Here is a 26,109-nt window from a genome sequence, read left to right on the forward strand (position 1 = left end):
GGCTCAAAGGACCCACTCGCTGTATTATCGTACGGGATCCAGAAAATTATCGGCGATATTCAGCATAGCCTGCAGGCGAACCCTGTGCCGAGGGTCAGGGTGTTATCCCACCCATAGATCTCAGGACTGAGGCTGATCAAGCGTTCGGATGCGCTGGCGAGTCATTTAAAATCAGAACAGCCCGGTCGCGTTGAATGGTTCACCGGCTCTCTGGTAATACATCTTGAGCAACTCACACCTGTAGTGTTTGCCACCGTTGCCGAAAGTTTGCGACAGCACTGTGGCAAAGGCTTCGTCACGCCCGATATTCGTTGATATATCAGATGATGGATTAATTGCCTGGCACCCATTCCATCATGCATTTTGCATAGTATTTCCTACGAAAGGTGCTGCTTCCCCTTATGAAGAGAATCAAAACTGCCTTACCGGATAGATTGAACGTAACGGAATTCAGTCATTGATCGGCACTGAATGAGTTTTTAAACATCATAAGCTGTCGATAGTTTCGAATATTGAATTCAACCTTAAACCTGATTAATAAGCGTCAGAACCGACAAAAATGAGGTGAAAATCACAAATTTGAACTGTGCTAATAATGCGAAAAACAGAGGCAATAACACGTTAATGGATAATTAATCTGGGTGAGGTTAATTAACTGATAAATATAGGATTTATAATATTTAACTTGATGTTTACATTGTGATTTTAATCACAAAAATAAGCCTGATTAGCCCAGTGTCAATACTCTCTCCTGACAGATTAGTCTCGTAAATGTGATCTTTATTGCAAATATAAAGCCTTTATCTCGCAACAATGCTTCCCAGACGCAAAACAGCCAAGGGAGTTTTCGCAATGAGAATTGGAATGGTGATCAGCGGCGGTGATGTCACCGGCATTAATAATTTTATTTTCCAGATGGGCCGGATGGCGCAGGCGGAAATGGTTTTATTTAACGGCGGCATTCCTGGTTTGTTAGCGAATCGCCATCAGGAAGTTTCTCAACGAGAATTAACGGATTTTTCTATTGCATCTATTCCGGTGATGCAATCGGGCAGGACCGATAAAAAGCTAGTGCGCAGTGAATATGAATTAATTACGCGACAGCTTAAGTCGCTGCGTATTGATGTATTAGTAATGGCGGGAGGCGACGGATCATTGCAATTTCTGCACACGCTGAGTGAATTTGGCGTTAACTGTTTCGGCGTCGGTATGACTATTGATAACGACGTGTTCGGCAGTGATTACACCATCGGGTTTTCCACGGCCTGCGAACAGGTTTTAAAAGAAGTGGTGAAATTGCGTAATACCGGCCGGGCGCTGACCGGTAGGGTATTTATGGTGGAACTGTTAGGTGGCTATTGCGGAGAATTAACGTTGCAGTCAGCAATTAAATCCAATGCCGATTTCGCGTTGATCCCGGAATGCCAAATCCCCACGCCGCTGCTGGCTGAGCGCATCACCCAGCGACTGGCGCAACAAAACAGCGTGGTAATCCTCTGTTCAGAAGGGTATACCCGAGAATATTCTCCCGGTTTTCAAGGGGCAATCGACACGCTGATTAAACAGCTTGAACCGATGATCGGTGTGCGTATTCGTAAAACAATTATCGGATATGGTCTGCGCAATGGTGATCCAACTTGTGAAGAAATTTATCAGGGCACCATTATGGCCACTGAAGTGGTTCGGTGTATTCAATCTGGAATGCGAAACAAAGCGGTCATTATTAACGGCAGCAATAAGCCCATTCCAATTGATTTAATAAGCATGAAAAAACGTCTGGTTGATATTGAAGGGCATCATTACAAACTCGCTAAACAACTAAATATCTTGTGAGGAGAACACCATGCTGAAAATTCTGTGTGTCTGTGGCTGCGGTCTGGGATCCAGTTTTGCTATTGAAATGAGTGCCAAATCGGTATTAAAGAAGCTGGAGATAGAAGCAGATATTGATCACACCACAATATCTGAAGCTAATGCTTTTAAATCTGACATTATCCTGACGCAAAAAGCCTTTGCTGATGTATTAAATGCTGACGCCAGCCCGGAACAGATTAAACGTGTCATTATTCTCAATAAGCTCACCGATAAAACAGAAATTGAGGAGAAACTTGTCGCGTTTTTAAAACAACACAACATGAAGGTTCCCAGCCATGAATAGCGTGATTGACTTTCTGGTAAAAGACTTATTAGGGCAGGCATCTATTTTGATTGCCTTTATTGCTCTGATTGGTCTGCTACTACAAAAAAATCAGCAGGGAAGGTGGTGGAAGGCACCTTTAAAACCCTGCTGGGTTTCTTAATTATGATGGCCGGGATCAATATCATTGTCGGCACGTTAACCTTCCTGAACACCATATTTACTCACGGCTTTGGCATGCAGGGTTATATAACTGATGTGGCTGCCATTGCAGGGTTAGCGAACCGTGAACTGGGTTCTGAAGTGGCGTTGACGTTACTGGTGATTTTCATCGTCAATATCATCATTGCGCGCATTACCCCGTTCAAATATATCTTCCTGACCGGTCAGGCGTTGTTGTGGATGGCCACTATTGGCGCGGTCATCGGTTATAAAGCGGGGCTGACAGGCTTAACTCTGATCCTTACGGGCGGTATTTTCGGCGGCATTATGGCGGTGGTGATGCCAGCACTGGCGCAACCGGTGGTGCGGCGCATCACTGATTCAGACGATGTCGCGCTCGGCCATTTCTGCACCATTGGTTATCTGGTGACGGCGGCGGTGGCGAAAGTTGTTGGTAAGGGGTCGCGATCTACGGAAGATCTGAAATTACCGGATAACTTTAAGTTCCTGCAAGACACTTATCTGTCGATGGCGGTGGTGATGGTGCCGATGTACCTAATCCCTGCGCTCGCGGCGGGCCCGGCCTTTATCGCTCAGTACAGTAATGGCATGAACTACCTGATGTATGCCTTTATGCAGTCTGTCCAGTTCGTTGCCGGGGTCTTTGTGTTGTACAGCGGTGTGCGTCTGCTACTTAACGAGCTGGTACCTGCCTTCCGCGGTATCGCGATGCGTCTGGTACCAGATGCCAAACCTGCGCTTGATTGTCCGGTGATGTTTCCGTATGCCCCGAATGCTGTGATTGTCGGCTTCCTGGCCACCACGCTCGGTTCGGTTGTGGGCATGATCGTCTTCCCGATGTTTGGACTGGCGATGATCCTGCCTGGGCTGCTGACTAACTTCTTCGCAGGCGGTACCGCTGGGGTGTTTGGTAATGCGTTGGGCGGCCGTCGTGGAGCGATGATTGGCGGCTTCGTTCACGGCCTGTTTATCACCGTTCTGCCCGCGATTCTGGTACCGATGTTGGAAAGCTACGGTTTTACCGGCGTCACCTTCAGCGACTCCGACGTCATCAGCACCGGTTTGGTTCTGGGACATGCGTTCCAAAACAACTGGCTGTTCGTGGCCCTGTTTATTGCCTTTGTTACCGCTATTTCCTGGTTTGTTAACGGAAAATCCACTAAGCCACAAGAGGAAAAAATCCATGAAACTCTATAATTTCGCCGAGCTGTTACAGGTTGCTAAAGACCGTGAATTTAAAGCTGTTGGTTCCTTTAATTTACACTGTCTCGAGATGCTCCCGGCTTATTTTAAAGCCGCTGAAAAAACTAATAGTCCATTAATGATTCAGATCTCTACCGGCACCGCGAAATATCTCGGGCACAGATTGTTAGTCGATGCGATTAAATCCCTGGCAGAAAGTAAAAATGTGCCAACCTGTTTGCATCTGGATCACTGTTCAGACCTTGAGGCAATTAAACTGGCGATTGATACTGGCTTCAGTTCTGTGATGTATGACGGCTCGCATTTACCTATCGAAGAGAATATTGCCAATACCCGTCGGGTGATAGATATGGCGCGCCCGTTAAATGTTTCCGTTGAAGCTGAACTGGGCGCAATTGGCGGTTCAGAAGATGGCAAAGTGGTCGCAATGGAAGAGATCGCGTTTACGACTGTCGATGATGCCAAACGCTTTGTGGATGAAACGGGTGTGGATATGTTGGCTATCTCCATCGGCACGGTACACGGCTTATATACAGGCAAGGCGCATATTCAGCATCAGCGTTTAGCCGAAATAACCGAGGCGACGCGCACGCCGCTGGTGTTGCATGGCGGTACCGGCGTCAGTGATGAAGATATGCGTTTAGCCGTACGCAGCGGTATCGAAAAAGTGAATGTCGGCACAGAAATGAATGTGCAATGGGTGAGTCAGTGCAAAAATACATTCGAAAAGGGCAAAGTGAACGACAGCGTACGTAATTTTCTCGTTCCGGCCAACGATGCCGTCACCGATGTGTTAGTCGAGAAAATGCAGTTATTCCGTTAATTTTTTAATCCTAATGATGCATTAACCTGAGGTGCCCTGGCACCATTCGGGGCGGGAGACGCTATGTTTGGATTCATGAAAAAGAGTGCGGCAAATAACAGCCAGCAAGAGGAAGAACAGGATCGCCTGGCGGAGTTAAGCAGTAAAAAAATAGCCGAATTAGAAAGCAAGCTGGCTATTAATCCACGCGATGGCGAAACGCAGAAAAAATTAATGCTGGAATATAATCGCGCGTTAACGGTATTTGCAAAAAGCCGACGTTATCGTAATGAAATCGATCCGCTGTTTGTCAAAATCGATGAATTGCGCAATGTCGTTCGCAAATCGATTTAAGGAGCCGTAATGACGATTAAACAGTTATTGCAAGAGGCAGACGCGATTCAGGTTGGAATTGATGCCACGGACTGGCGTCAGGTTATCGCCATGGCGGCGCAACCGCTGGTCAGTGGCGGCTATGTTAAAGCCTCCTATCCGGAAGCGGTGATTGCTAACACCCTGACGCATGGTGCCTATTATGTTTTTGAAGAGGGCATTGCGATTCCCCATGCGCGACCTGAAACCGGCGTGATCCGTGACTGTTTCAGCATGATTTTGCTCTCTGAGCCGATTTCATTTGAAGGCAGCGACAAGGCGGATATTGTCATCATGTTTGGCGCGCGCGACAGCAACGCGCACATCGAAGAGGGCATTCGCGCTATCGTTTCGCTGCTCGAGGATGAAAATACGCTGGTTCGCTTACGTCAGGCCAGCAGCGTCGCGGAGGTCATTGAGATCTTATGATGCGAGAAAATTCCCTTAAACGCGTGGTGCTGGTTAACGGCATTCCCGCTTCGGGTAAAAGCACCTTAACCCGGCTGCTGTCGCAGCAGTTTGGTTTTCCGGTGCTGACACTCGACAGCGTTAAAGAGCCGTTTATGGCGAGCTTTGCGCCAGTGGACCGCCAGCGCAATCGTCAACTCGGGTGTGCCGCCTATCAGGCGATTTGGAAAATCGTCGGTCAGGCACCCGCAGAGTGCATTTATCTGATCGATGCCTGGTTTGGCTTTCAGCCGCAAAGCGTGCTGGAGCAGGGGTTGCAGCAGGCTGGCGTCAGTGAAGTTCTGGAATTGTGGCTGCAAATTACCCCTGACGAAGCGGTGGCACGTTATCAGTCCCGATTATCACAACGCATGCCGGGGCATCCAGGCGCGGAATATTTACCGGAGCTACGGCGACTGGCAGAGCAGGCCCAGCCGATGGCGCTCGGGCCGCTGCTCCGCGTAGGCACGCAGGAAGCCGATCATCTGCGCGCTGTTAAATGGTTACGTCACCAACTCACGGCTACGGGATACACCTTTCCTCTGAACGAAAGCAATGAAGAGGATGAACGTGTCACCACCGCCTTATCTGCAACCGGGCGAGAGCGTCGCGCTTTATGAGGGTATCTGCAAACTTTCTAATGGCTGGGTAAATTTTCTGCTGCGTCACTGACTGGCGCGGCAGGTTTGTTTGCCCCAATGCAAAATGATGAGTAAAAGAACTTACTTTGCTGGGCGGGTTTAGCGCAGAAAAACGCTGGGTTATGAGTCATTCGCAGAGCGGTTTAACCAGTTTGTTGTATCCATCAGTGGAACTCACAGCGAAAAGCAGGCGTTAATTTCACACGGATATAACCACTTTGTCAGAAACGCGCTAAAGATGAATGGGTAAAATGACAGAAGCGATTAGATTTTAAGTGCAGCAACGATGTCGGCTTCCATCTTCTCTGGGGTGGAGATCGGTGCAAAACGCCTGAGTGGTTTGCCGTCGCGTCCGATCAGGAACTTAGTAAAATTCCATTTGATCCGCCCGCCCAGCACGCCGGGCAATTCGTCTTTCAGGTAACGAAACACCGGGTGCGTTAAGGCACCGTTGACCTCCACTTTCCCGAACATCGGGAAGCTCACACCATAGTTGATGTGGCAGGTCTGCGCGATTTCGTCAGCACCGCCGGGTTCCTGCTTACCGAACTGGTTGCAGGGAAAACCAAGCACCACCAGACCCTGGGCAGCGTACTTCTTGTAGAGCGATTCAAGGCCTGCGTATTGTGGCGTAAATCCACAATGACTGGCGGTATTGACCACGAGAACCAGCTTGCCAGCGTAGTCGGACATAGGGATGATCTGGCCACTCAGACTGGTGGCAGTAAGTTGATGAAAAGTGGTCATGTTAAAATCCTTAGAATTACTCACATCGCAGAGTCATTGTGTAAAACGGGACAATTGCTGTCGATCAGAATTGCAGTTTCCACGTCCGCTTCTGGCACTAAGCGGCCAGGCCCTGAAAGAGTAGCTCACGCGCGAACATCAGCGACTTCCATTGTCGTTTTTACTCTGAGAATGGTCTGACGGGTAGTGTTAAATTCTCAGGTAAACGCGATGATGCTTTTTCCATCATTAACATGCAGATACACCATTTTTTTGTTCTTCATCAAGAGCGGGCAAACGAACAAAACGCTTTCCAGGTGCTTTAGTCTGCGCAATACCAGCATGAGTAAGCTCAAGCAGCAGACCACGCTCAAACTCAGCAACTACAGAGATAACCTGCATTGCCATCTTTTCGGCCGGACTGGCATTTTTCTGAACGCGTCCCGACAAAGAAGAAGCCTGCGGTTAAATCTCATTACAGGTAATTCGGTAAACTGTGTGCTTGACTGAAACCTCACTATTGAGGTCAATATGAATATTAAGCTCTGCCTCTGGCACAGAGCGGTCAGAGCTAAACAGGCTGCGATGTTAACGTATTCATTCTTGTGGTTTAGCCGGGCAGGTCTTCCTTACTTAAGCCCCCAAATGTCTTACGATAAGATGAGAGTGAGATGCCAGCAGACTTACGAAATGCTGTACGAAAGCTCTCCATAGATCCGAAACCACAAGATCCCATTATTTGTTCATTAGTAAGGGAGTTATTTTCCAGCAGCTCGCGTGCAAGATTCATCCTTGCCTGAAGCAACCACGCCTTAGGCGTCATCCCCAAAGCCTCTCTGAATCGTCTCAAAAAAGTCCGCTCTGACATTAACGCTTGCTGTGCCATTTGCCCGACAGATAAATTGCAGTGTAAATTTTGAAGTGCCCAGTCAAGTACGGGGGCAATTTCATTCCGTGGCTTTTGCGCGACAGGAGAGGGAATAAACTGGATTTGCCCTCCAGACCGTTGTGGTGCCATGACTAAACGTCTCGCCACTGTATTGGCGATATGCGTTCCATAATCCTGATTAATCAGATACAAACAGGCATCTATACCCGCAGCACTCCCCGCTGATGTAATGATTTGTCCGCTATCAACATAAAGCACATTTGGGTCAACTGAAATATCAGGATAACGGTTTACAAGTTCATCGGTATAACGCCAGTGAGTTGTAGCGCGTTTTCCGCTCAGTAAGCCAGCAGCAGCTATAACAAAGACGCCAGAACAGATAGACAGAAGGCGGGCGCCTCGCTGATGGGCATCGCATAAAGCGTCCAGTAATTCCTGTGGTGGCCTTTCGTCGCAATTACGCCAGCCGGGGATAATGATGGTTTGAGCTTCGCTGAGCGACTCCAGCCCAAAACCGGACACAATCTGCACCCCTTCTGATGCCTTTATTGGGGAAGGATCGACGGAGACGATACGATGTTGATACCAGGGAAAATCAAATTCAGGTCGGGGAAGCCCAAATAACTCTACAGCGATACCAAACTCAAAGGTACAAAGTCCGTCATAGGCCAGAATTGCCACTAAACCAGCTTTACTCAACATTGGCGGAAAACTACCGGTTATTGTCAGAACCGCCACTTTATCAGTCTGATGCCGCTTTATACAATCAACTCACATTCAGACAAGAGATACTAATTATGCCTGGTTTAATCAGCGAAGTTCCACCAGCGACACCTTCCGAATCTTTGCAGCATTTTAGCCGTCGTTTAGCCTTTGAGACTGACTGCTCTGATGTTCATCAGAGCCAGAAAACCGGCAATGTAGACTATGTGCTGGTTGATGTCAGGAGCGATGAAGCATTTTTAAAAGCGCATGTTCCAGGGGCAATTAATATCCCGACGCGCACCATTACTCAGGAGCGGATGGCTGATTATCCCATCAATACTTTGTTTGTCGTTTACTGTGCCGGCCCTCACTGCAACGGTGTACATCGTGCAGCCGTCCGTCTGGCGGGGCTGGGCTTCCTGGTAAAAGAAATGATTGGCGGTCTTACCGGCTGGATTGATGAAGGGCTTCCTCTGCAGGGAGAAAATATTCCCGCCCCTGTCGATGGATTTTCATGCGAATGCTAAGTACCCATTTCAAAAGCCGGGCAGCCCGGCCCAGAGATAGACCTGAACTGCCCTGAGCGCAAGCAAGATGTCAGGTAATCAATTATTTGAATATATCTGTATTAACCCTGCCAACTCAGTTTGCTGAATGAAACTCATGAAGTGCACTAATCCTTGAATGAAACACAGTCGAATCAGATTAATATAATTTCTTTGCTAAGCATTTTTTAAATTAATTATTTATCATGTATATAACCTTGCTTTTTATACTTGTCAGTCTTGTGAGTTTGACCGCAATCATAAATGCCCATTGAATTTTAACTTTATCCTTGCCCTCTCCCTTGCCGAAAAGTTAAATTCAGCTAAATTAGGTGTCAAAGAGTAAAAAATCAGTCTGATGCTTTTATTGAATTAACATCTACCTCCTTTCAATATTTTATTATTGAAGCCAGCGATAATTAGACTTCCTCAGATGAGGATCATAGCCTTTAGACTCACCGCTGAATAATTTAAAAAGAATTAATTTAATGTGACCGCTTGTTCTTAAAAGTTTTAAGAGAGAGGCCCATGTTTAAAATCATAACTCTGGCATTTTTATTCCCTGTTTTTTCAGCCTCGGCAAGCGGGCTGTATCTTTATGAAATTGGCACTGATGATACAGGTCTGGCTGGTGCAGGTCAGGCGGCACGCGCGCAGGACGCCTCAACGCTGTTCACTAATCCTGCGGGCATGACAACGTTGCCTTATAAAATGCTCACGGTGGGTGGGCAGGCACTGTATGGCGATGCCCCTTATCATCTTGACAATGATGCGCGACTCAGCGGTAACAGCCCCGGCAACGTCATTGGCTGGTTCCCCGGCGGCAGCGTTTTTTATACGCAGCGGATCACTCAAACCGTCAGTGCTGGATTGGGATTTTACGGTAACTACGGCCTCGCTCTGCATTTCGGCGACTGGGCCGGGGAGAACCTCATCAAGGACAGTACGCTCCTGGGGTAACGCTGATGCCCGCTCTGGCCTGGCAAATCAATGATGCCTTTTCGCTGGGTGCGGGGGTCGGGATTAATTATGGCCTGCTGAAGATCAAGCGCGCCCGCGGCAATGAGCTATCCGATCATGACTGGGCGCTCAACGGCAAGATAGGTGCGCTGTGGCAGTTTACTCCGCAGACGCGTGCCGGATTAACTTATACCAGCCGTACAAATTATCACTTCAACGTTAACAACACTCTCCGGCTTGACCAGCTGAATAATTCCCCGTCCTGGACATTGCCCATCGCGGCCACCGTCAATGCCCCTCAGCAGATCATGCTCAGTCTCTTCCATCAGCTGAACGACCGCTGGGCTGTTATGGGAGATGTGGGATGGCAGGACTGGAGCGATTACAGCAACAGTGAAATAACCGTGGCAGGCAATCAGGTAGGCGACAACGGAAGGCTGCGTGATACCTGGCACCTCGCACTCGGCACTCAGTTCAAACTCTCAGCTGACTGGACGCTGAATACCGGCCTTGCCTTTGACAGCAGCTTTTACCGCAACCAACAAGATACCTCTCTGACGATGCCCTCCGGCGATACCTGGCGCTGGGGCGTGGGCGCGCGTTACCAACTCGATCCTGACAGCAGCATCGGCGCCGCCTTCGAATACGCGCACATAGACTCGTCACAGGTCGCATCGCCGCTGGTTGAAGGGCGCTACGATAACCCTGTTCTCTACTTCTTTGGCATCAACTACAGCCGGACATTCTGACCCGGCCAACTCAGGAGGCGCATCACATAATTTACTGTCGAACGATTTGACGGGGCGGGCGAAACCTATGCCTTTCCTACGAGAGTCCACTTATCTGGAGCACAGAAATGTCAAAAGTGCCATTTTGCAAAACGCTGCTCGCCTCGATGTTGTCTGTCGCCAGCTGTGCGACCAGTGCTTATGCAGCCCCGGCAAGTAATACCATGACGGCGCCGGAGCAAAACAATCAGAAGCCCAACATTGTAGTGATATTCGGTGATGACATCGGGTACTGGAACGTCAGTACCTATAATCAGGGAATGCTGGGATACCAAACGCCCAATATCGACAGCATTGCGGCTGAAGGTGCCAAGTTCACCTCTTACTATGCGGAGCAAAGCTCCACCGCCGGCCGCTCATCCTTCATTACCGGACAGATGCCGTTCCGTACCGGGATGAGTAAGGTTGGCATGCCCGGCGCACCGCAAGGACTGCAGAAAGAAGATCCTACCATTGCCAGCATACTCAAGCAGCTTGGATATGCTACCGGCCAATTCGGTAAGAACCACCTTGGCGATCGCAACGAATTTCTGCCTACCGCGCATGGTTTCGATGAGTTTATGGGCAACCTTTACCATCTGAATGCGGAAGAGGAACCAGAGAACCCGGATTATCCGCAAGATCCTGAATACAAAAAACAGTTCGGCCCGCGTGGTGTGATCAAATCCACCGCTGACGGCAGAGTGGAAGATACGGGTCCACTCAACATCAAACGTATGGAAACTGTAGATGAAGAGACGCTGGCGGCAAACAACGACTTTATGGAGCGGCAGGTCAAAGCCAACAAGCCATTCTTCACCTGGTACAACACCACGCGTATGCATAACAAAACCCATATTAAACCGGCCAGTAAAGGCGTGACCGGACTGGGTGACTATGCTGACGGCATGGTGGAACACGACAGAATCGTCGGTGAAGTGCTAAAGAAAATCAAAGATCTCGGCATTGAAGATAACACGATTGTTGTTTACACCACCGATAACGGCCCGATGACGGCCACCTGGCCTGATGCAGGTATCACGCCGTTCCGTGGGGAGAAAAACACCGGCTGGGAAGGCGGGTTCCGTGTGCCGGCGATGGTCAAATGGCCGGGTCATATTAAGCCGGGCACCCTGATTAACGACATTTTCGGCAGTAATGACTGGTTCCCTACGCTGGTTGCTGCAGCGGGGGTCCCGGACATTAAACAGCAGTTACTGAAGGGCTATAAAACCAGTGCTATGACCTACAAAGTGCACCTCGATGGTTATAACCAACTTGATTTCATCACGGGTAAAACTCAGGAGGATCCGCGTAAAGAATTCTTCTACTGGAGTGATGACGGTGATCTGCTGGCGATGCGCTACGGTCGCTGGAAAGCCCACTTCATGATTCAGGAGCGTTCAGGCATGGATGTGTGGAAATACCCCTTCGTCAAACTACGTGTACCGCTAATTTTCGATCTGAAAATCGACCCACTGGAAAAAGGCACCGATGGCATGGATTACAACCATTGGTTCTACGACCGCTTGTTCCTGCTGGGCGGTGCGCAGAAATATGCCACTGAAATGCTGCAAAGCTTCAAGGAGTTCCCGCCGCGTCAGAAACCGGGTTCATTCACCGTCTCTGATGTTTCGAAACTCATTGAGGAAGGCAGTCCGGCTACCAACTGATGCTCTGACCACAACACCGGGTGAAATACTTCACCCGGTATTCAGGAGGCGTTCATGAAATACAGCACAACGTTGCCGGTTAAACCTCTTCCTACGGCGGAAAAATTCAGCGGCACAGGACCGGCTTACACACGCCGTTTTCACGTAATGGCAAAGCCGACAGGGTCTCGATGCAATATCGACTGCAACTACTGCTTTTACCTGCATAAAGAACAGCTTCTGGAACAGGACAGACACAGCGGTATGAGCGATGAGGTGCTGGAAACCTTCATTCGGCAATACATCGACAGTCAGGATGGCGAGCAGGTGGTTTTCTCCTGGCAAGGCGGCGAACCCACGCTGATGGGACTGGATTACTTCGAAAAAATAGTGGTACTGCAAAAGAAGTATCAAAAACCGGGTCAGCGCATTGAAAACGATCTGCAGACTAACGGCATTCTTATTAATGACAACTGGGCGCGCTTTCTGCGTCAGCACAATTTCCTTGTCGGCATTTCAATCGATGGCCCGGCGGAATTGCACGATCGCTACCGCGTGACGCGCAGCGGTAAACCCACTTTTGAAAAAGTGATGGCGGGTGTTGCCGCTTTGCAACGTCATCATGTTCCCTTTAACGCCCTGGTCACCGTCAACCGCACCAATGCGCGCTTCCCGCTGGAGGTCTACCGTTTTCTGACACGTGAACTGGGTGCCACTTATATACAGTTTAATCCCTGCGTTGAGCCGGTTGATTTCAGGCAAACTGCACCACAATTCTGGCACGACGATACTATTCCGGTTACCGGCTCACGCCGCGCCCGTCCCGGTGACCTCGACTCAATCGTCACCGACTGGTCTGTCGATCCGGATGACTGGGGGCGCTTTCTGATTGCAGTGTTCGAAGAGTGGGTGAACAACGACTTAGGCCGGGTGCAGGTCAATCTGTTTGAAACCGCTGTGGCGCAGACCATGGGCATGCCCGCGCAGATATGCATCACCTCAGAGTTTTGCGGCAAAGGTCTGGCAATTGAGAAAAATGGCGACATCTTTTCCTGCGATCACTACGTCTATCCCGAATACAAATTAGGCAACGTACAGAGCACCAAACTGGCGCACATGGCCTTTTCCGGGCGACAAAAAGCCTTTGGTTTAGGTAAGCGCGATACGCTGCCAGCTGCCTGCAAACGCTGTCCTTACCTGAAACTCTGTTATGGCGAATGCCCGAAAAACCGCATCGTCAGGAGCGAAGAAGGCGAGCTGGGAATGAATTATCTCTGTCCCGGTATCAAAGCCTTTTTTGACTATGCCCAGCCGATCCTGGTTGGCATCGCCACGTTGCTGGAACGCCAGACGGTGGAACCTGCATAATGAATAATCGTGAAAAGGTGCTGGCGCTGGAAGCCAGTATGAATCAACAGGTGATTGGACAGCAGGAGCTGGTGCGAATGCTGATCGTGGCCCTGTTGTGTGACGGTCATGTGCTGCTGGAAGGATTACCAGGCCTGGCGAAAACACGCGCAGTGCGCGAACTGGCTCGCCATATCGAAGGCGAATTCCGCCGCATTCAGTTCACACCTGACCTGCTGCCCTCAGACATCACCGGCAGCGAAATTTACCAGCAGAATGCCACGCGGGAAGAGGATCAGTTTCGTTTCCGCCCCGGCCCGGTGTTCGGCAACATTATCCTCGCCGATGAGATCAATCGCGCCTCAGCCCGCGTGCAGTCGGCGCTGCTGGAGGCCATGGAAGAGCGACACGTTACCGTTGCGGGTAAAACATGGCCGCTGCCGGGGATATTCATGGTGCTGGCGACACAAAACCCGGTCGATCAGGAAGGCACCTGGCCTTTACCTGAAGCCCAGCTTGACCGTTTTCTGATGAAGGTGATTGTCGATTACCCGTCGAAAGAAAATGAGCAGCTGGTCATGCAACTGGTGCGCGCTGAACAGCAGGCAAAATATCAGGCGGCGCAGCATGAAACTCGCCCTTCAGAATCCGGCCCGTTGCTCATAAGCCAACAGGAAATCGCCGATTGCTGGCGTGAAATTGCCGCAGTTTATGTGGCGCCAACGGTAGAGCAGTACATCGTTAATCTGGTGGAAATGACTCGTCATCCTGATCAGGTCAGCGATGCCTTTGCGAGTTATATCAGCCTCGGCATCAGCCCGCGCGGCACGCTTGCCCTGGATCGCTGTGGTCGCGCCTGCGCGTGGCTGGATGGTCGTGATGCGGTGTTGCCCGAAGATATTCAACGCATTGCACCGGCTGTGCTGCGCCATCGCCTGCTGCTGAGCTATCAGGCAAACGCCGATAACTGCACACCCGATCAGGCGATCGCCATGCTTCTTGATGCAGTGGTGGCGTGATGCCGCAGCCGCTGACACTTGAACTGGCTGACCTGATGGCGCTGGCTGGTGATGCTCAGCGACTCGATAATCCGCCGGGGCAAATCCCACCCGGTGCGTTAACCGGTGAGCGTGTATCACGCCAGCAGGGACGTGGCCTGAATTTCGATAGCCTACGCCGCTATCAGCCGGGTGATGACGTCAGGCTGATCGACTGGAAAGCTACAGCCCGCCTTCGCTCGCCATGGATCCGCCTCTACAATGAGGAGCGCGAACGCCCGGTATTCATCCTTGTGGATCAGAGGCTGGACATGTACTTCGGTACCCGGCTGCAGATGAAATCGGTAGCCGCTGGGAACATTGCCGGATTGCTGGCATGGCGAAGCTGGCATGACGGTGATCGGCTGGGCTGCGGGATATTGGGCGATGATGAACTGGCTCTGCATCCCTGCCGTGCGCCGAAACGCAACCTGATGCCGATTATCACTGACGTTCAGCGTATGAATGCTCAGCTTCCCGCGCATTATGCGCAAAACCATCGACAAAACATCTCCCTGTCAGATGCGCTGCAACGCATCGTCCGGCTGCTGCCCTCCGGTAGCTGGCTGGGGATCATCAGTGATTTTCACGATCTGGATACTCGCTGCGATGCGGTGCTGGCTCACCTGCGCCGCCGCTGCGAAATTACCGCTTATGTCACGCTTGATGATCTTCATCGCCGCCTGCCGCCGCGCGGCCAACTGGCGGCTTATTACCATGACGTAAGCACCGCACTCAATCTCTCATCGCACCTCAGCGATCGCATTCAGCAAAGCGTAACCGAGCGTCTGTCGCAGCAGCAGCGCCGGTTACAGCGCACCGGGATCAGAGTAAAAACCATCGTGACCGGTGAGGCGATTCTGCCGCAGCTACAGCAGGAGGATGCGCATGCTGGCAAAAGGTTTTAGCACGCCGGAACTGGCGCATCCTGCTTTGCCACCTGACGCCTCATGGTTCCCGCTACCGCCAGGCTGGACGGTGCTCGGCTTGATGCTGATGCTGGCAATGATTATTGCTCTGCTGATATTGCTTGCGCGCTTTCGCCGCAATCGCTGGCGGCGCGAAGCGCGCAAGCAACTTTCCCAACAGCATGTGGATGGCTGGGTAGCATGGGTTAAGCGGGTGCTTCTGGTACAACACCCGCGCGCCCGGGTCAGCCAGTGGCAAGCGCCGGAACAACTTCTGGCGCAGACATCGCTGGACGAGGAGCTGCGCGCGCTGTTGTGCCGTCGCTATTGTCAGCCTGACAATCAACTTGAACCCGGCATCAACCGGCGTATTGCGCAGCAGTTACGCCACTGGCTGGAGTCACTGCCGTATGTCTGAGTTTTTCTCGCGGATAGATTTCGCCTGGCCGTGGGCGGGCGTGCTGCTTTTTTACCGCTGGTTACTCACTATCTGCTCCCTGCAAAGCAGCCGGTAAGTGAACAGGTTCGGGTGCCTTTTTTGCCTGAACTGGCTGACGCCCTGCAACTCTCGGCGCCAGCACCGCAAGCCAGCTGGCGCCATCGGCTGCTGTTCTGGGCAGTATGGATCTTAATGGTTGCTGCGCTGGCCCGGCCAGAATATCTGATGCCGCCGAAAACGGTGATAAAACCCATGCGCAATATTGTGCTGATTCTGGATGTTTCCGGCTCGATGGAGAAAAACGACGGCCAGAAGGGTCAGACGCGTTTACAGGCGGTACAGCAAACAGTGCGCACCTTTATCAGCCAGCGTAAAAATGATCGCATTGGTCTCGTCATTTTTGCCAGCCAGGCATGGCCTTTTGCGCCGATCAGCGAGGATAAACAGGCGCTGCAATCGCGCATCAACCAGCTCGCTCCGGGCATGATTGGTCAGCAAACTGCGGTAGGGGATGCGCTGGGCGTGGCGGTGAAACTGCTGGATCACAGCCTCGAAGCCGATGCGTCAAAAATGGCGATTCTGCTGACAGATGGCAATGACACCGCCTCACAACTGCAACCCACGCTCGCCGCCCAGCTCGCTGCTGCGCATCATGTTATGGTGCACACCATTGCCTTTGGCGATGTAAACAGCAGCAGCGAGGATAAAGTCGATACGGCGCTGCTGGATAACATTGCCAGTATCACCGGCGGTAACGCCTGGCGCGCCGCTGCCAACCGCGATGCGCTGGCGCAAGTCTGGCAGCAAATTGATGCCCAGACGCCGGAACAGGTTAAAACGCTGGGTTTGTCCTGGCATCGTCCGCTGTTTGTCTGGCCGTTAGCTCTTGCGCTACTGCTGTTACTGCTGTTTGCCATCAGCAACACAATGATGAGACGACACGCATGAGCGATTTCCACTTCCTCTATCCCTGGCGATTACTGGGTTTGCTGCTCTGTCCGCTGCTCTATTTTTTGGCTCAGGGCTCAGGAAGTGCCTGGCATCGTGTCATGGACAAGCCTTTTGCGGACGCGTTGATTAAAGGACAGCGCGTGCGGGCGCGACAGGTACTGCCGTGGCTCTTTTGTCTGGGTGTATTGGCTTTAGCCGGTCCGAGCTGGCAGCGCGACTTGCCCGCCGCCTTCACACCTGAAAACAATGTGATGGTGATAATGCAGCAGGATCTCAGCATGCTGGCGCAGGATGTCCCGCCTGACCGCCATCAGCGCATGCAGCAGAAAATCGCCGCGCTGATGGCGCAAATGCCCGGCAGCCACTTTGGTTTAGTGGTTTACAGCGCGAATGCCTGGCTTACTACGCCGCTGACCAGCGATGCCGATTTTTATAGTCTGTTCCTGACGGCCCAGCAGCCGACACTGGTACCGCAGGGAGAGGGTTCCGGACTGCGGCAGGCAATTGGACTGGCACTGAAAAATTTCCCCTCTTCGCCTGAAGCCTCACGTGCGTTGATACTGGTCACTGATAATGTGGCGCAGCAGGATGTTGACTGGCTACGGCAGCAAAATCTGCCGCTGCAGATCTGGGTGGCGGGCACGGCAAACGGCGGCAGATTGCCGGAAGCGCAGGCGGCGCAGGGCATTGATACCCGTCTTAATGTCGCGCGTTTCGAGCAAATTCGTGAGGGCGGAATTCCGGTCACGCTGGTTTCTGCCGAAGATGAAGACCTGCGCGCGGTCAGCGGTCATATCCAGCAGAGCGTGACGGCGCAGCAGAACAGCCGACAGGATCTGCAGTGGAAGAACAGCGGCTATCTGTTGGTTATCCCTGTGCTGATGCTTTTGCTGCTCTGGCGACAGCGACTGCTCTGCCTTGCTGTCGTGATGCTGCCTTTACTTATCTGGTCTCCCGGCAGTTCAGCAGCACTTCTGGACGCCTGGATACGCCCCGATGTGCAGGGACAATTTGCCTTTAATCAGGGGCACTATGAGGCCGCTGCTCAACATTTTCAGGATCCATTGCGGCGGGGTATCGCCTTTTATTACGCGCAGGATTACGTCTCGGCGCTGGGTGCTTTTCGTCAGGTTCCGGCTACCCCGGAAAGCCTGTTGTGGATTGGCAACTGCTATGCACAACAGAAATCCTGGCAGCAGGCGCTGAACAGCTACGATCAGGCGCTGAGTTTACGACCTGAATGGGCAATGGCGCAGCAAAACAGGGCAAAGATTGCACATATCATCATGCAGCTACGACAAAAAGAACGCGACCGTCAGGCCGATCAGCATAAGCAGAAAGATGAAGATCCTGACGCCATTAAGCATGACCTGAAACCCGATCAGGGCGTGAACCAGCTGGATATGAAGCCCGTCGCGGGCGCGGTACCCTCGGCTGAACAGTGGTACAGCAATCTCACCCTTTCACCCGGCGGTTTGCTGGAAAATTTCTACCGCTCAGCGCCAGCGGAGGCACCATGAAGCGACTTCTCGGTTGTCTGCTGTTAGTGCTTAGCCTGCCGGTGCGGGCAGAAATGGCCATGACGCGTGAGCTGGTTGCGCCCGAACAACTGGTGCCGGGACAGCCAGTAACGATTGCTGTGACCTTCTGGACGGACAGCTGGTTCAATCCACCGCCGCAATGGCCGGAAATGGTGATTGAAAACGGTAACCTGCTTAACACGCCGCTGCCCAACCAGCTGGTTACACGTAATAGCAACGGTATCAGCTGGAGCGGTATCCGCATGGCGCGTCAGGTGATGGCGTGGGATCAGGGCGAACTGCGTTTTCCTGCTACAGATGTGGTGATGCGTTCCGCGAATCAGCCGCCAAAAACGGTGTCACTGCCAGTGCTGCAGAAATCGGTCAGCTGGCCCGCGGATGTGCGTCAGCCGGATCGTTTCTTACCAGCCAGCAGTCTTGAACTCTCGCAGCAATGGCAACTTTACCGCGCAACTGAAGATAAGCAGTTACATGTCGGTGACGTCATTGAGCGCGTCGTGACATTGCGCGCCACCGATGTCATTGCCGTGCAAATTCCGCAACTGCTGTATGCCATTCCCGGTTCCAGTGCGCAACGCTTGCCGCCGGTAAACAGCAACCTGACGCAAGGGCGGGATGAGATCGTCGGCGCTCAGCGTGAAGAGCGGCTGCGTTATCTGCCTTCTCAGTCCGGCGAACTGGTGATTCCACCGTTGCGTTTACGTTGGTGGGATACACGTCAGCATCAGTGGCAACTGGCCGAATTACCCGGTGCACATTACACCATTTCCGCAGCGCGTCCGGCTGGCAGTGAGCAGGTGCTGAGAGCACGCGCCCGGACCGACTGGAGGCCGTTGCTGATGGGAACGACGATCGTGCTGGCGCTGCTACTTCTGGGCTTCTTTTTCCGGCACCCCTTAGCCTGAGCATGAAAAGGCTGGTACAGCGCACGCGTGAATACTGGCGGATCATCCCGCTACCCGATCTTATTCCGCCCAAAAGGAAAAAATGATGAAATTAAAACATCTTCTGGCGTTTCTGATTACGGCTCATCCCGGTTCGGCTTTTGCAACAGACGATCCACTCAGTGCCTGGAATGACGGTCATTCGAAACAGGCTATTGAGGCGTGGGTTAGTGACACCACAACATCTAACAGCAAAAATTTCATCCCTGTCAGCCAGCGTTATGTGGTGTTTGATAATGATGGCACGTTATGGCCGGAAGCGCCGCTGACGTTTCAGTTGCAGTTTGTGATTGATGAAATCAAACGCCTCGCGCCACAACACCCGGAATGGAATCACGATGGGTTAGTACAGGCGGTAATCAACAACGATATGAGCGGGGTGGCGCAGGCCGGCAAAAAGGGGCTGATGCAGTTGATGACTCTCACGCACAGTGGCATGAATACAGAAGAATTTAGCCAGCGCGTCAGCAACTGGCTCGATAGTCACAGGCATGCGCGTTTCGGCTGCCGTTATGACCAGCTTGGCTATCAGCCGATGCGTCAGTTGCTGGGCTATCTGCGGGATAACGGCTTCAAAACCTGGATTGTGTCCGGAGGCGGCATCGATTTTATGCGCGTACTGGCCGAGAAAATGTATGGCATTCCGCCCGAACAGGTTGTCGGCTCCTTTTCGCTGAGCGAGTTCTCTCTTACAGACAATGGTACGCAATTACGTAAAACGATGAACGGAGCCTTTTACGATGACGAAGCGATGAAGCCGGTCGCCATTCATTTGTTTATGGGACGGCGCCCGGTCGGCGCCTTTGGTAACAGCGATGGTGATGTGCCGATGCTCCAGTACACCTCAGCCAATCCCGCTTATAAGGCCTTTGGTTTACTGATTCATCACACCGACGGAGCACGGGAATATGCTTACGACGCGCATCCACCTGCAAGTGGAAAGCTTATCAGCGGGCTCAAACTGGCTCCCCAAAAGGGTTGGGTTATCGTCGACATGAAGAAAGAGTGGAAAACGGTTTTTGACCCTGCGCAATGCACCGCTGAGCAAAGCGTTAAGTGAATGGTTTATCCAGGTTTCTCAACAGGGCCAAAAGAAGCGGGGAGGTCAAAATGAAACAGCTGATACCGATCGTATTGGCGCTACTGCTGCCACAAACGACCTCACTGGCTAATGCAGCGTTTAAAAATGGCAGCAAAAGATTACTCATGACCTGCGACACAAATGCCAGATACCCATAACTGTAACTGATGAACAGTTACGGACGCGCTTTCTTGACAGCACTTATAATAACGCTGCTGTGTTGTCAGCCGTGAAAATGCAGCAGCTTTATCAAACCTCCCTGAGCCAGATCAAATGCCCAGAATAATTACCAGTACCCGGGGGCAAACATGTTGTCACGCGGATGAATGCACTCCGGCCGGAGAATGACTATGTTACGACAGGTTGGGAATGCATGGATCAGGTATGTAGGGCTTCTGATATCCCGTCAGGCGGCCTTTGGCACTGAAATTAATGACAAGCTTGATGCTGATCCGATAAAGGTGACGACCAAGGCGAGCGTTTCGTGGTCAGACACTTATGACATGGACGACCGCAATCTTTCTTTCTCCGGCTTGGTCGCACTGGATCAGATAAAAAACTTAACGCACGTGTCAACAGCGATACCAGCGAACGGCGCGTGGGCGGATCATGGCTCTTTCCGGTGGGCAACGTTAACTTTGGTGAAAACGAATATACCAATGGTGCAACTCAGACCAACTATTTCCCTGGAACCTTTGTTCCGCTGAGCTATTTGGGCTTCGAACCTGCCGGTTTCCGGATATTCCAGATGACCGGTTACACCTACAATACCGGTGAAATAACGGGCTGCAGCACCGGAAATGCTGCTGACTGTAAAGCACCTCAGTTCGTCAATGATATTCCCTCAGAATATGATTCAGCACGATCACCATCTCCGGAAGTCGTGGATATCCAGGGCCTTTACTCTACGATCGCTTCTGGCACAAAGCAGACAGGTGCTGGTCGATCGGGAAACGGCGTTCGGCATGCGTTCTGCCTGGTGAACAGTAATGCCAATTCATGGTAGCCGCTCGTCTTGTCGGCCCTACTCCCAGATGATTATCGCTGAGGTTTGGCCCGGCAATTAAGTGCGGTCCGCGTTCTTCAGCCTCCCATTTCCGTCATTTCTGCTGTCTCAGGCCGTTCATCTATACTGACTCTTTCCGTGGTCATTTGCATAGGAGGCCGCGCCGCAGTCAACATTTTCATTCTGCTGACACAGTCAGACGCGTACCGGCTGCAAAAATCCTTATGGCATTGCAAGAGGCAACCCAGCGTAAAGGAAAAGCGTTTAAATGACATGACCGTGTAAATGCATTAATTAAACAGAGTGTTCCTGGTTTATACCCCAATAAAGCCTAAAGAATAAAAAGTTTTATTTATGCGGGAGATAACTAATGAAAATAACCGAATTTGTCTGTTCCGCCTTAATTGGACTTGTCGCCAGCTGCCGTTCCATGACGCCGATGGCGGCTCTCGCTGCAGCACGTATTGCCGGGCGCGACACATCGGGCAGTCTTCTGCTGCTGGACCGTCCGCTATTCAAATACGGCGCGTTAGCGATAGGTGTAGGTGAACTATTTGGCGACAAGATGAAATCCGCGCCAGACCGCACCGTGTTGTTGGGCTTATCAGCACGCGTGGCCAGCGCAGGGATTGCGGGCGCCGCGTTGGCACCCAGCGGAGAAGAAAAAACCGGGGCAGCGATCGCTATCTCTGCCGCTGTGCCACTTGCCTATGCCACGCTTGCGGCACGCAAAAAGGCCATGGCAGGGATGGGGCAGACCAAGAGTGGCCTGATCGAAGATACGCTCATCGTCGCTATCGGTGCAGCAGTGGTCTTCTTCGCCACGCGCCCAAATCGTAGTTAAACGCACTCAGGCTTCAAAGGATGATCCCGGCGAGCCATCATGAAAAGGTCGGTGACGGCGTCTGGTACAGCGCGGACTGACTCGCAGGCTGATGTCCGCTATGAGCGAGAAGCGGACATTGCCGCAGATGGCCCTTCTGAATCCAGTATTGCAAAAAAGCCAGATTGATTTCTTACAGGTGACTGATTACAAATTCAGGCTCATAAAAAACAGGGAAATTTACCGATCTTGCTATAAAACAGACTTTATGAATTTCATGATGAATAGCCATTGCTGAGTCAAGATTAGCACCATTTGCTACCGTGATTTTAGGTCTCAGTGTAGCCGAGATAAATCTACCCGCGCCGCCTTTTAAAATTTCACCCGTGGCTATCGGTGAATCTTCATATTCCAGAACGGTGATCCCGGCATCTGAGGCAAGATGCAGATACCAGAGCATGTGGCATGCAGAAAGAGATGATATCAAGAGGTCTTCAGGATTCATTTTACTGGAGTCGCCACCCAGTAACGGATCATTGGAACAATGGATGATTTCTTTGCCGGTTATAGCGATGTCCCATGTCCTTTCATATGCTTTATAGCCCGATGTGCCAGTGCCCAGATTTCCGGTCCAGAATATGCGCGATGTATATTGATGTTCCATGTTCCTGACTCTCTTATTGATGATTAAAACTGGCTCTCACAAAATGAGAGGTATGAGTCGCTTCTGTTGTTTACTAAACAATAATGTATTGGCTTATAAAATCAGCAAAATCGAACTTAATGCATGTAAGCTTCTGGCACAATGCGGACACAAAGAACAACGTCCTTCTATTCCTTTCCTGCATTGCCAGACCATGTGTCCTGGTGAGCTAACCGACAAAGCCAGCAAGATTTTCCAGGCCGCGAAGGCACGGTCTGGTCAGGAAGGGGCATGTCTGATTACTGGCAGACTGCGCCCGAAGGATAATTTATTCGCTGCAGCCCTAAAACCACCAGTTGAAAAAGTGTTCAGCAAATGGTTTTGTAACGCATGAATAATTATTCACCATTTATGCATAAGGTCAGATGCGTGGTCACTACAGTCTGCAGAGTGGTTTAGCCGGAATGGCATGGAGTGCTCCCGGGTCATAGCTCGTAATTCTGGCTTTCCGAAACATCTTCATGATGAATATGTCATCAGCGCAAACCTGACGGGGGTGGAGGAAATCTGGCTGGCAGGGAAAACCGCGTATGTTAAAAGTGGTCAGGTTACCTTATATAATCCAGGTACCATTCAGGCGTCGCGTTTTGACAGTCAATCCGTCAAAAATGACTGATGTAGCCAGCCCAAGTTTTTCAGCCGGAACAAGTTGTGAAGCCACTGCCCCAATCAAAGCCCAGAAAGCACCATGTGCCAAAGCTCCTGCCATACGCGCACTCATAAATGCAGTCATCGAGTGAGACTGTGTCGCCGCTATACCGGACAGAGCAAGGACCAGCATAAGAGTAACTAATAAAGACTTACGTGAAATCCTCGCTGGTATCAATCCGGACAGAAAGCTGCCAGAGCGCCAACCCAGCCGTATGCGGTCACGACAAGACCTGCACCCGATTCAGTCTGATTCAGATCCTTTGCTAACGTGCTGAGCATGCCAACCGGCGCAAGCTCGCTGGTCACAATCGAAAATGCACTGATCCCGAGTGCTGTTACTGCTACCCAGATGCGTGCAGGCACCGGGCTTATATGTAAAACGGTGTCGTTCATGTAATAAAGTCTCTTCAAAGATACCGGGAGAAGTTTGGAGGAGCTTTCGGACCGGCCGGGTTCAGACACCCACACCTTTCATTCCTTCTGGCGTGTATCGTTCTCCGGCAACGGGAATGGCGGATACGGCGGCACGCAGCCCTCTCAGCTCAGCGCAACTGAGCTGAACATCCAGTGCACCGGCGTTTTCGCTCAGATGGTTGAGATTGCATGTGCCGGGTATCGGCACTATGTTTTCGCCCTGGGCAAGTAACCAGGCCAGCGCTATCTGTGAAGGTTTACAGCCCTTGCTCACCGCCAGAGCTTTTATCAGATCAACCAGGGAGTGGTTTATGGCAAGATTCTCCGGCTGGAAGCGGGGAAGCGTGCTGCGGAAATCTTCCTTTGCCGGAATCGGTTCATGCTGAAATCTGCCCGTCAGAAAGCCACGTCCCAGTGGCGAATACGCCACGAACCCGATGCCCAGAGCCTTACACAGCGGGAGTACGCTCGCCTCTGCTTCACGACTCCAGAGGGAATATTCGGTTTGTACTGCTGCCACTGGATGGATCGCATGAGCGCGTCTGAGCGTTTCAGCGCCGACCTCGCATAAACCGATGTGCCCGATCTTTCCTTCCTGAACCAGCTTCGCGAGTCCGGACATCGTATCTTCAATGGGAGTACTGGCATCAATGCGGTGTACGTAGTAGAGATCAATACGATCCACGCCCAGGCGTTTGAGAGACGCTTCGCAACTCTGGCGGGCATAGTCCGGGGTGTTACAGAGGCTTCTTCTGTATTCGCCGGGCTGGCGCACAATGCCAAATTTTGTAGCCAGCTTTAGCGCGGGCTTACGGGATTTAATGAATTTCCCCAGTAATTCCTCATTGTGCCAGGGTCCGTAGGTATCAGACGTGTCCAGGAAATTGATACCCAGCGCTAAAGCCTTATCCAGCACCGCCATTGATGTTTCATCGTCGCGTGGTCCATAGAATTCACTCATACCCATACAGCCCAGGCCGATCGCGGATACGTTGAAGGATGACGTCAGATTACGTTTTTGCATGTTTATCTCCTTGTGAGGACTGCAGTATCATCCTGCTGAAAGTGATAAAACAGACCTGAAAACGGAGAGCCGTTTTCCATAACCGGAAAAAACATGAAAGCAGATTTCAACTGGGACGATACGCGGGTTTTCCTGGCGATCGCCCGCGCAGGTACGCTGAGTGGCGCAGCAGAAGCGATGGAAATGGGCATTGCTACGATTTCAAGAAGGCTTGACCGGCTTGAACAGTCTCTGGCAGTGCCGCTTTTCAGCAGGCATCAGAGCGGATATCGTCTGACGGACGATGGTGAAGCCCTGCTGGAACGGGCTGAGGTGCTGGAATATGCAGGGCTCGCTTTCGGCGAGACGGCGAAATTGCAAGGTAATGTTGCCGGGCTTGTCCGGCTGGCAACATCGGACAATCTGGCTACGCATTTTATTCTGCCTTCGCTGAAAGGGCTTCTTGAAAAATATCCCGACCTGAGGGTGGAAGTGCTCAGCGGCGTGCAATCAGTCAATCTGCATCGCAGAGACGCCGATTTAGCAATACGTATGGTCAAGCCTGACAGCGGGAATCTGACGTTAAAGCGTCTCGGAACAGTAGGATTTGGATTATACGGTGATGATGCATATCTAAAAATACTGGCTGGTGAACCCGCTGGTTTATCTTTGAATAACGCTCAGTATGTGGGCTGGCCGGAGTCACATCAACACCTGCCTGCTGCGAGATGGGTAACGCGAATGCTTCGCGGCAGGCCATGCCGGGTGGAAGCAAACACACTCGTGGCTCAGGTATCCGCAGTTTCAGCAGGCCTGGGTTTAGGGGTTTTGCCGCACTTTATGGCGAGGAAAAATGGCCTGCATTGCGTTAATCCTGATATCGGTGTGGATCAGACATTATGGCTGGTGATGCATTCAGACCTGGCGGGTTCACGGCGAGTAAGAGCAATCGCCGACCATTTAATTGCAGTATTTGATGAATATAAAGATCAACTGACGCTGCCATAAACATTTACTTATTACTACCAACAAACACCTTATCGGAATGACCGATGATGCTGCGTAAGTTTTGTAATGTCAGCTTCTGACGAGAAGCTGCAAGCGTGCTGATGCAGAAGGACAGCTATGAGCGAAAAGCGGACGTCAAAATCATGGCGATAGGGTAGTTATGCCACATTAAACATAACATCCCGCCGACGAACTGTAGAAAGCCATACGCCACAAAATTATCA

At 51.5% G+C, this 26,109-nt stretch carries 26 protein-coding genes and 4 pseudogenes; 24 read left to right on the top strand and 6 right to left on the bottom strand.

Annotated elements, in window-relative coordinates; genetic code table 11:
* The first annotated feature begins 852 nt into the window (after positions 1–852).
* The 7 genes and pseudogenes from O3W44_RS24085 to O3W44_RS24115 all read left to right on the top strand — a co-directional run bounded on the left by O3W44_RS24085 (position 853) and on the right by O3W44_RS24115 (position 5,764).
* Positions 853–1,833, top strand: coding sequence for a 6-phosphofructokinase (locus O3W44_RS24085; protein ID WP_269295167.1), 981 nt, complete (start codon positions 853–855; stop codon positions 1,831–1,833).
* Between the two features lie 10 nt (positions 1,834–1,843).
* Positions 1,844–2,158, top strand: coding sequence for a PTS sugar transporter subunit IIB (locus O3W44_RS24090; protein WP_269295168.1), 315 nt, complete (start codon positions 1,844–1,846; stop codon positions 2,156–2,158).
* A pseudogene (locus tag O3W44_RS24095) lies at positions 2,151–3,517 on the top strand (PTS sugar transporter subunit IIC). Before O3W44_RS24090 ends, O3W44_RS24095 begins: the two are co-directional and overlap by 8 nt.
* Complete coding sequence (locus O3W44_RS24100; RefSeq protein WP_269295169.1) at positions 3,504–4,346, top strand: class II fructose-bisphosphate aldolase; 843 nt, start codon at positions 3,504–3,506, stop codon at positions 4,344–4,346. Before O3W44_RS24095 ends, O3W44_RS24100 begins: the two are co-directional and overlap by 14 nt.
* Positions 4,347–4,409: 63 nt before the next feature.
* A complete protein-coding gene (locus O3W44_RS24105; RefSeq protein WP_269295170.1) occupies positions 4,410–4,679 on the top strand; it encodes a hypothetical protein in 270 nt (89 codons plus the stop codon).
* A gap of 9 nt (positions 4,680–4,688) precedes the next feature.
* On the top strand, positions 4,689–5,126 hold the full coding sequence (locus tag O3W44_RS24110; protein ID WP_269295171.1) for a PTS sugar transporter subunit IIA: 438 nt from the start codon (positions 4,689–4,691) through the stop codon (positions 5,124–5,126).
* On the top strand, positions 5,123–5,764 hold the full coding sequence (locus tag O3W44_RS24115; RefSeq protein WP_269295172.1) for an AAA family ATPase: 642 nt from the start codon (positions 5,123–5,125) through the stop codon (positions 5,762–5,764). The genes O3W44_RS24110 and O3W44_RS24115 overlap by 4 nt, the downstream gene beginning before the upstream one ends.
* 285 nt (positions 5,765–6,049) lie before the next feature.
* Here O3W44_RS24115 and O3W44_RS24120 read toward each other — a convergent pair whose 3' ends face one another.
* From O3W44_RS24120 to ftrA, 3 genes are all read right to left on the bottom strand, one after another.
* Positions 6,050–6,532 (bottom strand): glutathione peroxidase, encoded by a 483-nt coding sequence (locus O3W44_RS24120; protein WP_269295173.1) that lies wholly within the window; start codon positions 6,530–6,532, stop codon positions 6,050–6,052.
* Positions 6,533–6,760: 228 nt separating this feature from the next.
* Positions 6,761–6,919 carry a hypothetical protein gene (locus O3W44_RS24125; RefSeq protein ID WP_331283476.1) on the bottom strand — a complete coding sequence of 53 codons (159 nt, stop codon included), beginning with the start codon at positions 6,917–6,919 and terminating at the stop codon, positions 6,761–6,763.
* 202 nt (positions 6,920–7,121) lie between these two features.
* Entirely contained in the window at positions 7,122–8,102 is a 981-nt protein-coding gene (gene ftrA / locus O3W44_RS24130) for a transcriptional regulator FtrA (protein ID WP_269295174.1), read from the bottom strand.
* Between the two features lie 95 nt (positions 8,103–8,197).
* Here ftrA and O3W44_RS24135 point away from each other — a divergent pair, with 95 nt between their 5' ends.
* The 14 genes and pseudogenes from O3W44_RS24135 (at position 8,198) to O3W44_RS24195 (ending at position 22,127) form a co-directional block, all read left to right on the top strand.
* The gene (locus tag O3W44_RS24135; RefSeq protein WP_269295175.1) at positions 8,198–8,632 is read left to right on the top strand and encodes a rhodanese-like domain-containing protein; all 435 of its coding nucleotides are present in this window, start codon (positions 8,198–8,200) and stop codon (positions 8,630–8,632) included.
* A gap of 546 nt (positions 8,633–9,178) precedes the next feature.
* Positions 9,179–10,359, top strand: a pseudogene (locus tag O3W44_RS24140) (OmpP1/FadL family transporter).
* A gap of 107 nt (positions 10,360–10,466) precedes the next feature.
* Positions 10,467–12,050, top strand: coding sequence for an arylsulfatase (locus tag O3W44_RS24145; protein WP_269295176.1), 1,584 nt, complete (start codon positions 10,467–10,469; stop codon positions 12,048–12,050).
* 54 nt (positions 12,051–12,104) lie between these two features.
* The gene (locus O3W44_RS24150; protein ID WP_269295177.1) at positions 12,105–13,397 is read left to right on the top strand and encodes an anaerobic sulfatase maturase; all 1,293 of its coding nucleotides are present in this window, start codon (positions 12,105–12,107) and stop codon (positions 13,395–13,397) included.
* Positions 13,397–14,395, top strand: coding sequence for an AAA family ATPase (locus tag O3W44_RS24155; RefSeq protein ID WP_269295178.1), 999 nt, complete (start codon positions 13,397–13,399; stop codon positions 14,393–14,395). Before O3W44_RS24150 ends, O3W44_RS24155 begins: the two co-directional genes overlap by 1 nt.
* Positions 14,395–15,321, top strand: coding sequence for a DUF58 domain-containing protein (locus O3W44_RS24160; protein WP_269295179.1), 927 nt, complete (start codon positions 14,395–14,397; stop codon positions 15,319–15,321). The genes O3W44_RS24155 and O3W44_RS24160 overlap by 1 nt, the downstream gene beginning before the upstream one ends.
* Positions 15,302–15,739, top strand: coding sequence for a DUF4381 family protein (locus O3W44_RS24165; protein ID WP_269295180.1), 438 nt, complete (start codon positions 15,302–15,304; stop codon positions 15,737–15,739). The genes O3W44_RS24160 and O3W44_RS24165 overlap by 20 nt, the downstream gene beginning before the upstream one ends.
* Positions 15,732–16,708: pseudogene (locus tag O3W44_RS24170) on the top strand (VWA domain-containing protein). Before O3W44_RS24165 ends, O3W44_RS24170 begins: the two are co-directional and overlap by 8 nt.
* A complete protein-coding gene (locus O3W44_RS24175) occupies positions 16,705–18,231 on the top strand; it encodes a VWA domain-containing protein (RefSeq protein WP_269295181.1) in 1,527 nt (508 codons plus the stop codon). Before O3W44_RS24170 ends, O3W44_RS24175 begins: the two are co-directional and overlap by 4 nt.
* Positions 18,228–19,157, top strand: a complete 930-nt coding sequence (locus O3W44_RS24180; RefSeq protein WP_269295182.1) for an oxygen tolerance domain protein — start codon at positions 18,228–18,230, stop codon at positions 19,155–19,157. The genes O3W44_RS24175 and O3W44_RS24180 overlap by 4 nt, the downstream gene beginning before the upstream one ends.
* An 85-nt stretch (positions 19,158–19,242) precedes the next feature.
* Positions 19,243–20,256, top strand: coding sequence for an HAD family hydrolase (locus O3W44_RS24185; RefSeq protein ID WP_269295246.1), 1,014 nt, complete (start codon positions 19,243–19,245; stop codon positions 20,254–20,256).
* A 139-nt stretch (positions 20,257–20,395) separates the two neighbouring features.
* Positions 20,396–20,563 (top strand): hypothetical protein, encoded by a 168-nt coding sequence (locus O3W44_RS25260; protein ID WP_442954702.1) that lies wholly within the window; start codon positions 20,396–20,398, stop codon positions 20,561–20,563.
* 336 nt (positions 20,564–20,899) lie between these two features.
* Complete coding sequence (locus O3W44_RS24190; protein WP_269295183.1) at positions 20,900–21,283, top strand: hypothetical protein; 384 nt, start codon at positions 20,900–20,902, stop codon at positions 21,281–21,283.
* A 370-nt stretch (positions 21,284–21,653) separates the two neighbouring features.
* Positions 21,654–22,127 carry a hypothetical protein gene (locus O3W44_RS24195; protein WP_269295184.1) on the top strand — a complete coding sequence of 158 codons (474 nt, stop codon included), beginning with the start codon at positions 21,654–21,656 and terminating at the stop codon, positions 22,125–22,127.
* A 172-nt stretch (positions 22,128–22,299) separates the two neighbouring features.
* Here O3W44_RS24195 and O3W44_RS24200 read toward each other — a convergent pair whose 3' ends face one another.
* Positions 22,300–22,770, bottom strand: coding sequence for an OsmC family protein (locus tag O3W44_RS24200; protein ID WP_269295185.1), 471 nt, complete (start codon positions 22,768–22,770; stop codon positions 22,300–22,302).
* Here O3W44_RS24200 and O3W44_RS24205 point away from each other — a divergent pair.
* Together O3W44_RS24205 and O3W44_RS24210 are read left to right on the top strand one after the other, a co-directional pair.
* A complete protein-coding gene (locus O3W44_RS24205) occupies positions 22,769–23,143 on the top strand; it encodes a hypothetical protein (protein ID WP_269295186.1) in 375 nt (124 codons plus the stop codon). The two genes, O3W44_RS24200 and O3W44_RS24205, sit on opposite strands and share 2 nt — an antisense overlap.
* A 75-nt stretch (positions 23,144–23,218) precedes the next feature.
* On the top strand, positions 23,219–23,425 hold the full coding sequence (locus O3W44_RS24210) for an AraC family ligand binding domain-containing protein (protein ID WP_269295187.1): 207 nt from the start codon (positions 23,219–23,221) through the stop codon (positions 23,423–23,425).
* Here the strand turns inward: O3W44_RS24210 and O3W44_RS24215 are convergent.
* Positions 23,402–23,853, bottom strand: a pseudogene (locus tag O3W44_RS24215) (MFS transporter); the annotation flags it as partial. The gene O3W44_RS24210 and the pseudogene O3W44_RS24215 sit on opposite strands and share 24 nt — an antisense overlap.
* 61 nt (positions 23,854–23,914) lie before the next feature.
* On the bottom strand, positions 23,915–24,898 hold the full coding sequence (locus tag O3W44_RS24220) for an aldo/keto reductase (protein ID WP_269295188.1): 984 nt from the start codon (positions 24,896–24,898) through the stop codon (positions 23,915–23,917).
* A 93-nt stretch (positions 24,899–24,991) separates the two neighbouring features.
* On the opposite strand from O3W44_RS24220, the gene O3W44_RS24225 reads away from it, so the two are divergent.
* Positions 24,992–25,885: a LysR family transcriptional regulator gene (locus O3W44_RS24225; protein WP_269295189.1), complete on the top strand. Its 894-nt coding sequence runs from the start codon at positions 24,992–24,994 to the stop codon at positions 25,883–25,885.
* Positions 25,886–26,109 lie beyond the last annotated feature (224 nt).

Source organism: Pantoea sp. LMR881 (genome assembly GCF_027157825.1).
Lineage (GTDB): Bacteria > Pseudomonadota > Gammaproteobacteria > Enterobacterales > Enterobacteriaceae > Pantoea > Pantoea haifensis.

Bases quoted from the DNA above. Each gene is read 5' to 3' on its own strand.
- O3W44_RS24085 (WP_269295167.1), top strand. From the start codon at position 853: ATGAGAATTGGAATGGTGATCAGCGGCGGTGATGTCACCGGCATTAAT.
- O3W44_RS24090 (WP_269295168.1), top strand. From the start codon at position 1,844: ATGCTGAAAATTCTGTGTGTCTGTGGCTGCGGTCTGGGATCCAGTTTT.
- O3W44_RS24100 (WP_269295169.1), top strand. From the start codon at position 3,504: ATGAAACTCTATAATTTCGCCGAGCTGTTACAGGTTGCTAAAGACCGT.
- O3W44_RS24105 (WP_269295170.1), top strand. From the start codon at position 4,410: ATGTTTGGATTCATGAAAAAGAGTGCGGCAAATAACAGCCAGCAAGAG.
- O3W44_RS24110 (WP_269295171.1), top strand. From the start codon at position 4,689: ATGACGATTAAACAGTTATTGCAAGAGGCAGACGCGATTCAGGTTGGA.
- O3W44_RS24115 (WP_269295172.1), top strand. From the start codon at position 5,123: ATGATGCGAGAAAATTCCCTTAAACGCGTGGTGCTGGTTAACGGCATT.
- O3W44_RS24120 (WP_269295173.1), bottom strand. From the start codon at position 6,532: ATGACCACTTTTCATCAACTTACTGCCACCAGTCTGAGTGGCCAGATC.
- O3W44_RS24125 (WP_331283476.1), bottom strand. From the start codon at position 6,919: ATGGCAATGCAGGTTATCTCTGTAGTTGCTGAGTTTGAGCGTGGTCTG.
- ftrA (WP_269295174.1), bottom strand. From the start codon at position 8,102: ATGTTGAGTAAAGCTGGTTTAGTGGCAATTCTGGCCTATGACGGACTT.
- O3W44_RS24135 (WP_269295175.1), top strand. From the start codon at position 8,198: ATGCCTGGTTTAATCAGCGAAGTTCCACCAGCGACACCTTCCGAATCT.
- O3W44_RS24145 (WP_269295176.1), top strand. From the start codon at position 10,467: ATGTCAAAAGTGCCATTTTGCAAAACGCTGCTCGCCTCGATGTTGTCT.
- O3W44_RS24150 (WP_269295177.1), top strand. From the start codon at position 12,105: ATGAAATACAGCACAACGTTGCCGGTTAAACCTCTTCCTACGGCGGAA.
- O3W44_RS24155 (WP_269295178.1), top strand. From the start codon at position 13,397: ATGAATAATCGTGAAAAGGTGCTGGCGCTGGAAGCCAGTATGAATCAA.
- O3W44_RS24160 (WP_269295179.1), top strand. From the start codon at position 14,395: ATGCCGCAGCCGCTGACACTTGAACTGGCTGACCTGATGGCGCTGGCT.
- O3W44_RS24165 (WP_269295180.1), top strand. From the start codon at position 15,302: ATGCTGGCAAAAGGTTTTAGCACGCCGGAACTGGCGCATCCTGCTTTG.
- O3W44_RS24175 (WP_269295181.1), top strand. From the start codon at position 16,705: ATGAGCGATTTCCACTTCCTCTATCCCTGGCGATTACTGGGTTTGCTG.
- O3W44_RS24180 (WP_269295182.1), top strand. From the start codon at position 18,228: ATGAAGCGACTTCTCGGTTGTCTGCTGTTAGTGCTTAGCCTGCCGGTG.
- O3W44_RS24185 (WP_269295246.1), top strand. From the start codon at position 19,243: ATGAAATTAAAACATCTTCTGGCGTTTCTGATTACGGCTCATCCCGGT.
- O3W44_RS24195 (WP_269295184.1), top strand. From the start codon at position 21,654: ATGAAAATAACCGAATTTGTCTGTTCCGCCTTAATTGGACTTGTCGCC.
- O3W44_RS24205 (WP_269295186.1), top strand. From the start codon at position 22,769: ATGTTCCTGACTCTCTTATTGATGATTAAAACTGGCTCTCACAAAATG.
- O3W44_RS24200 (WP_269295185.1), bottom strand. From the start codon at position 22,770: ATGGAACATCAATATACATCGCGCATATTCTGGACCGGAAATCTGGGC.
- O3W44_RS24210 (WP_269295187.1), top strand. From the start codon at position 23,219: ATGGAGTGCTCCCGGGTCATAGCTCGTAATTCTGGCTTTCCGAAACAT.
- O3W44_RS24220 (WP_269295188.1), bottom strand. From the start codon at position 24,898: ATGCAAAAACGTAATCTGACGTCATCCTTCAACGTATCCGCGATCGGC.
- O3W44_RS24225 (WP_269295189.1), top strand. From the start codon at position 24,992: ATGAAAGCAGATTTCAACTGGGACGATACGCGGGTTTTCCTGGCGATC.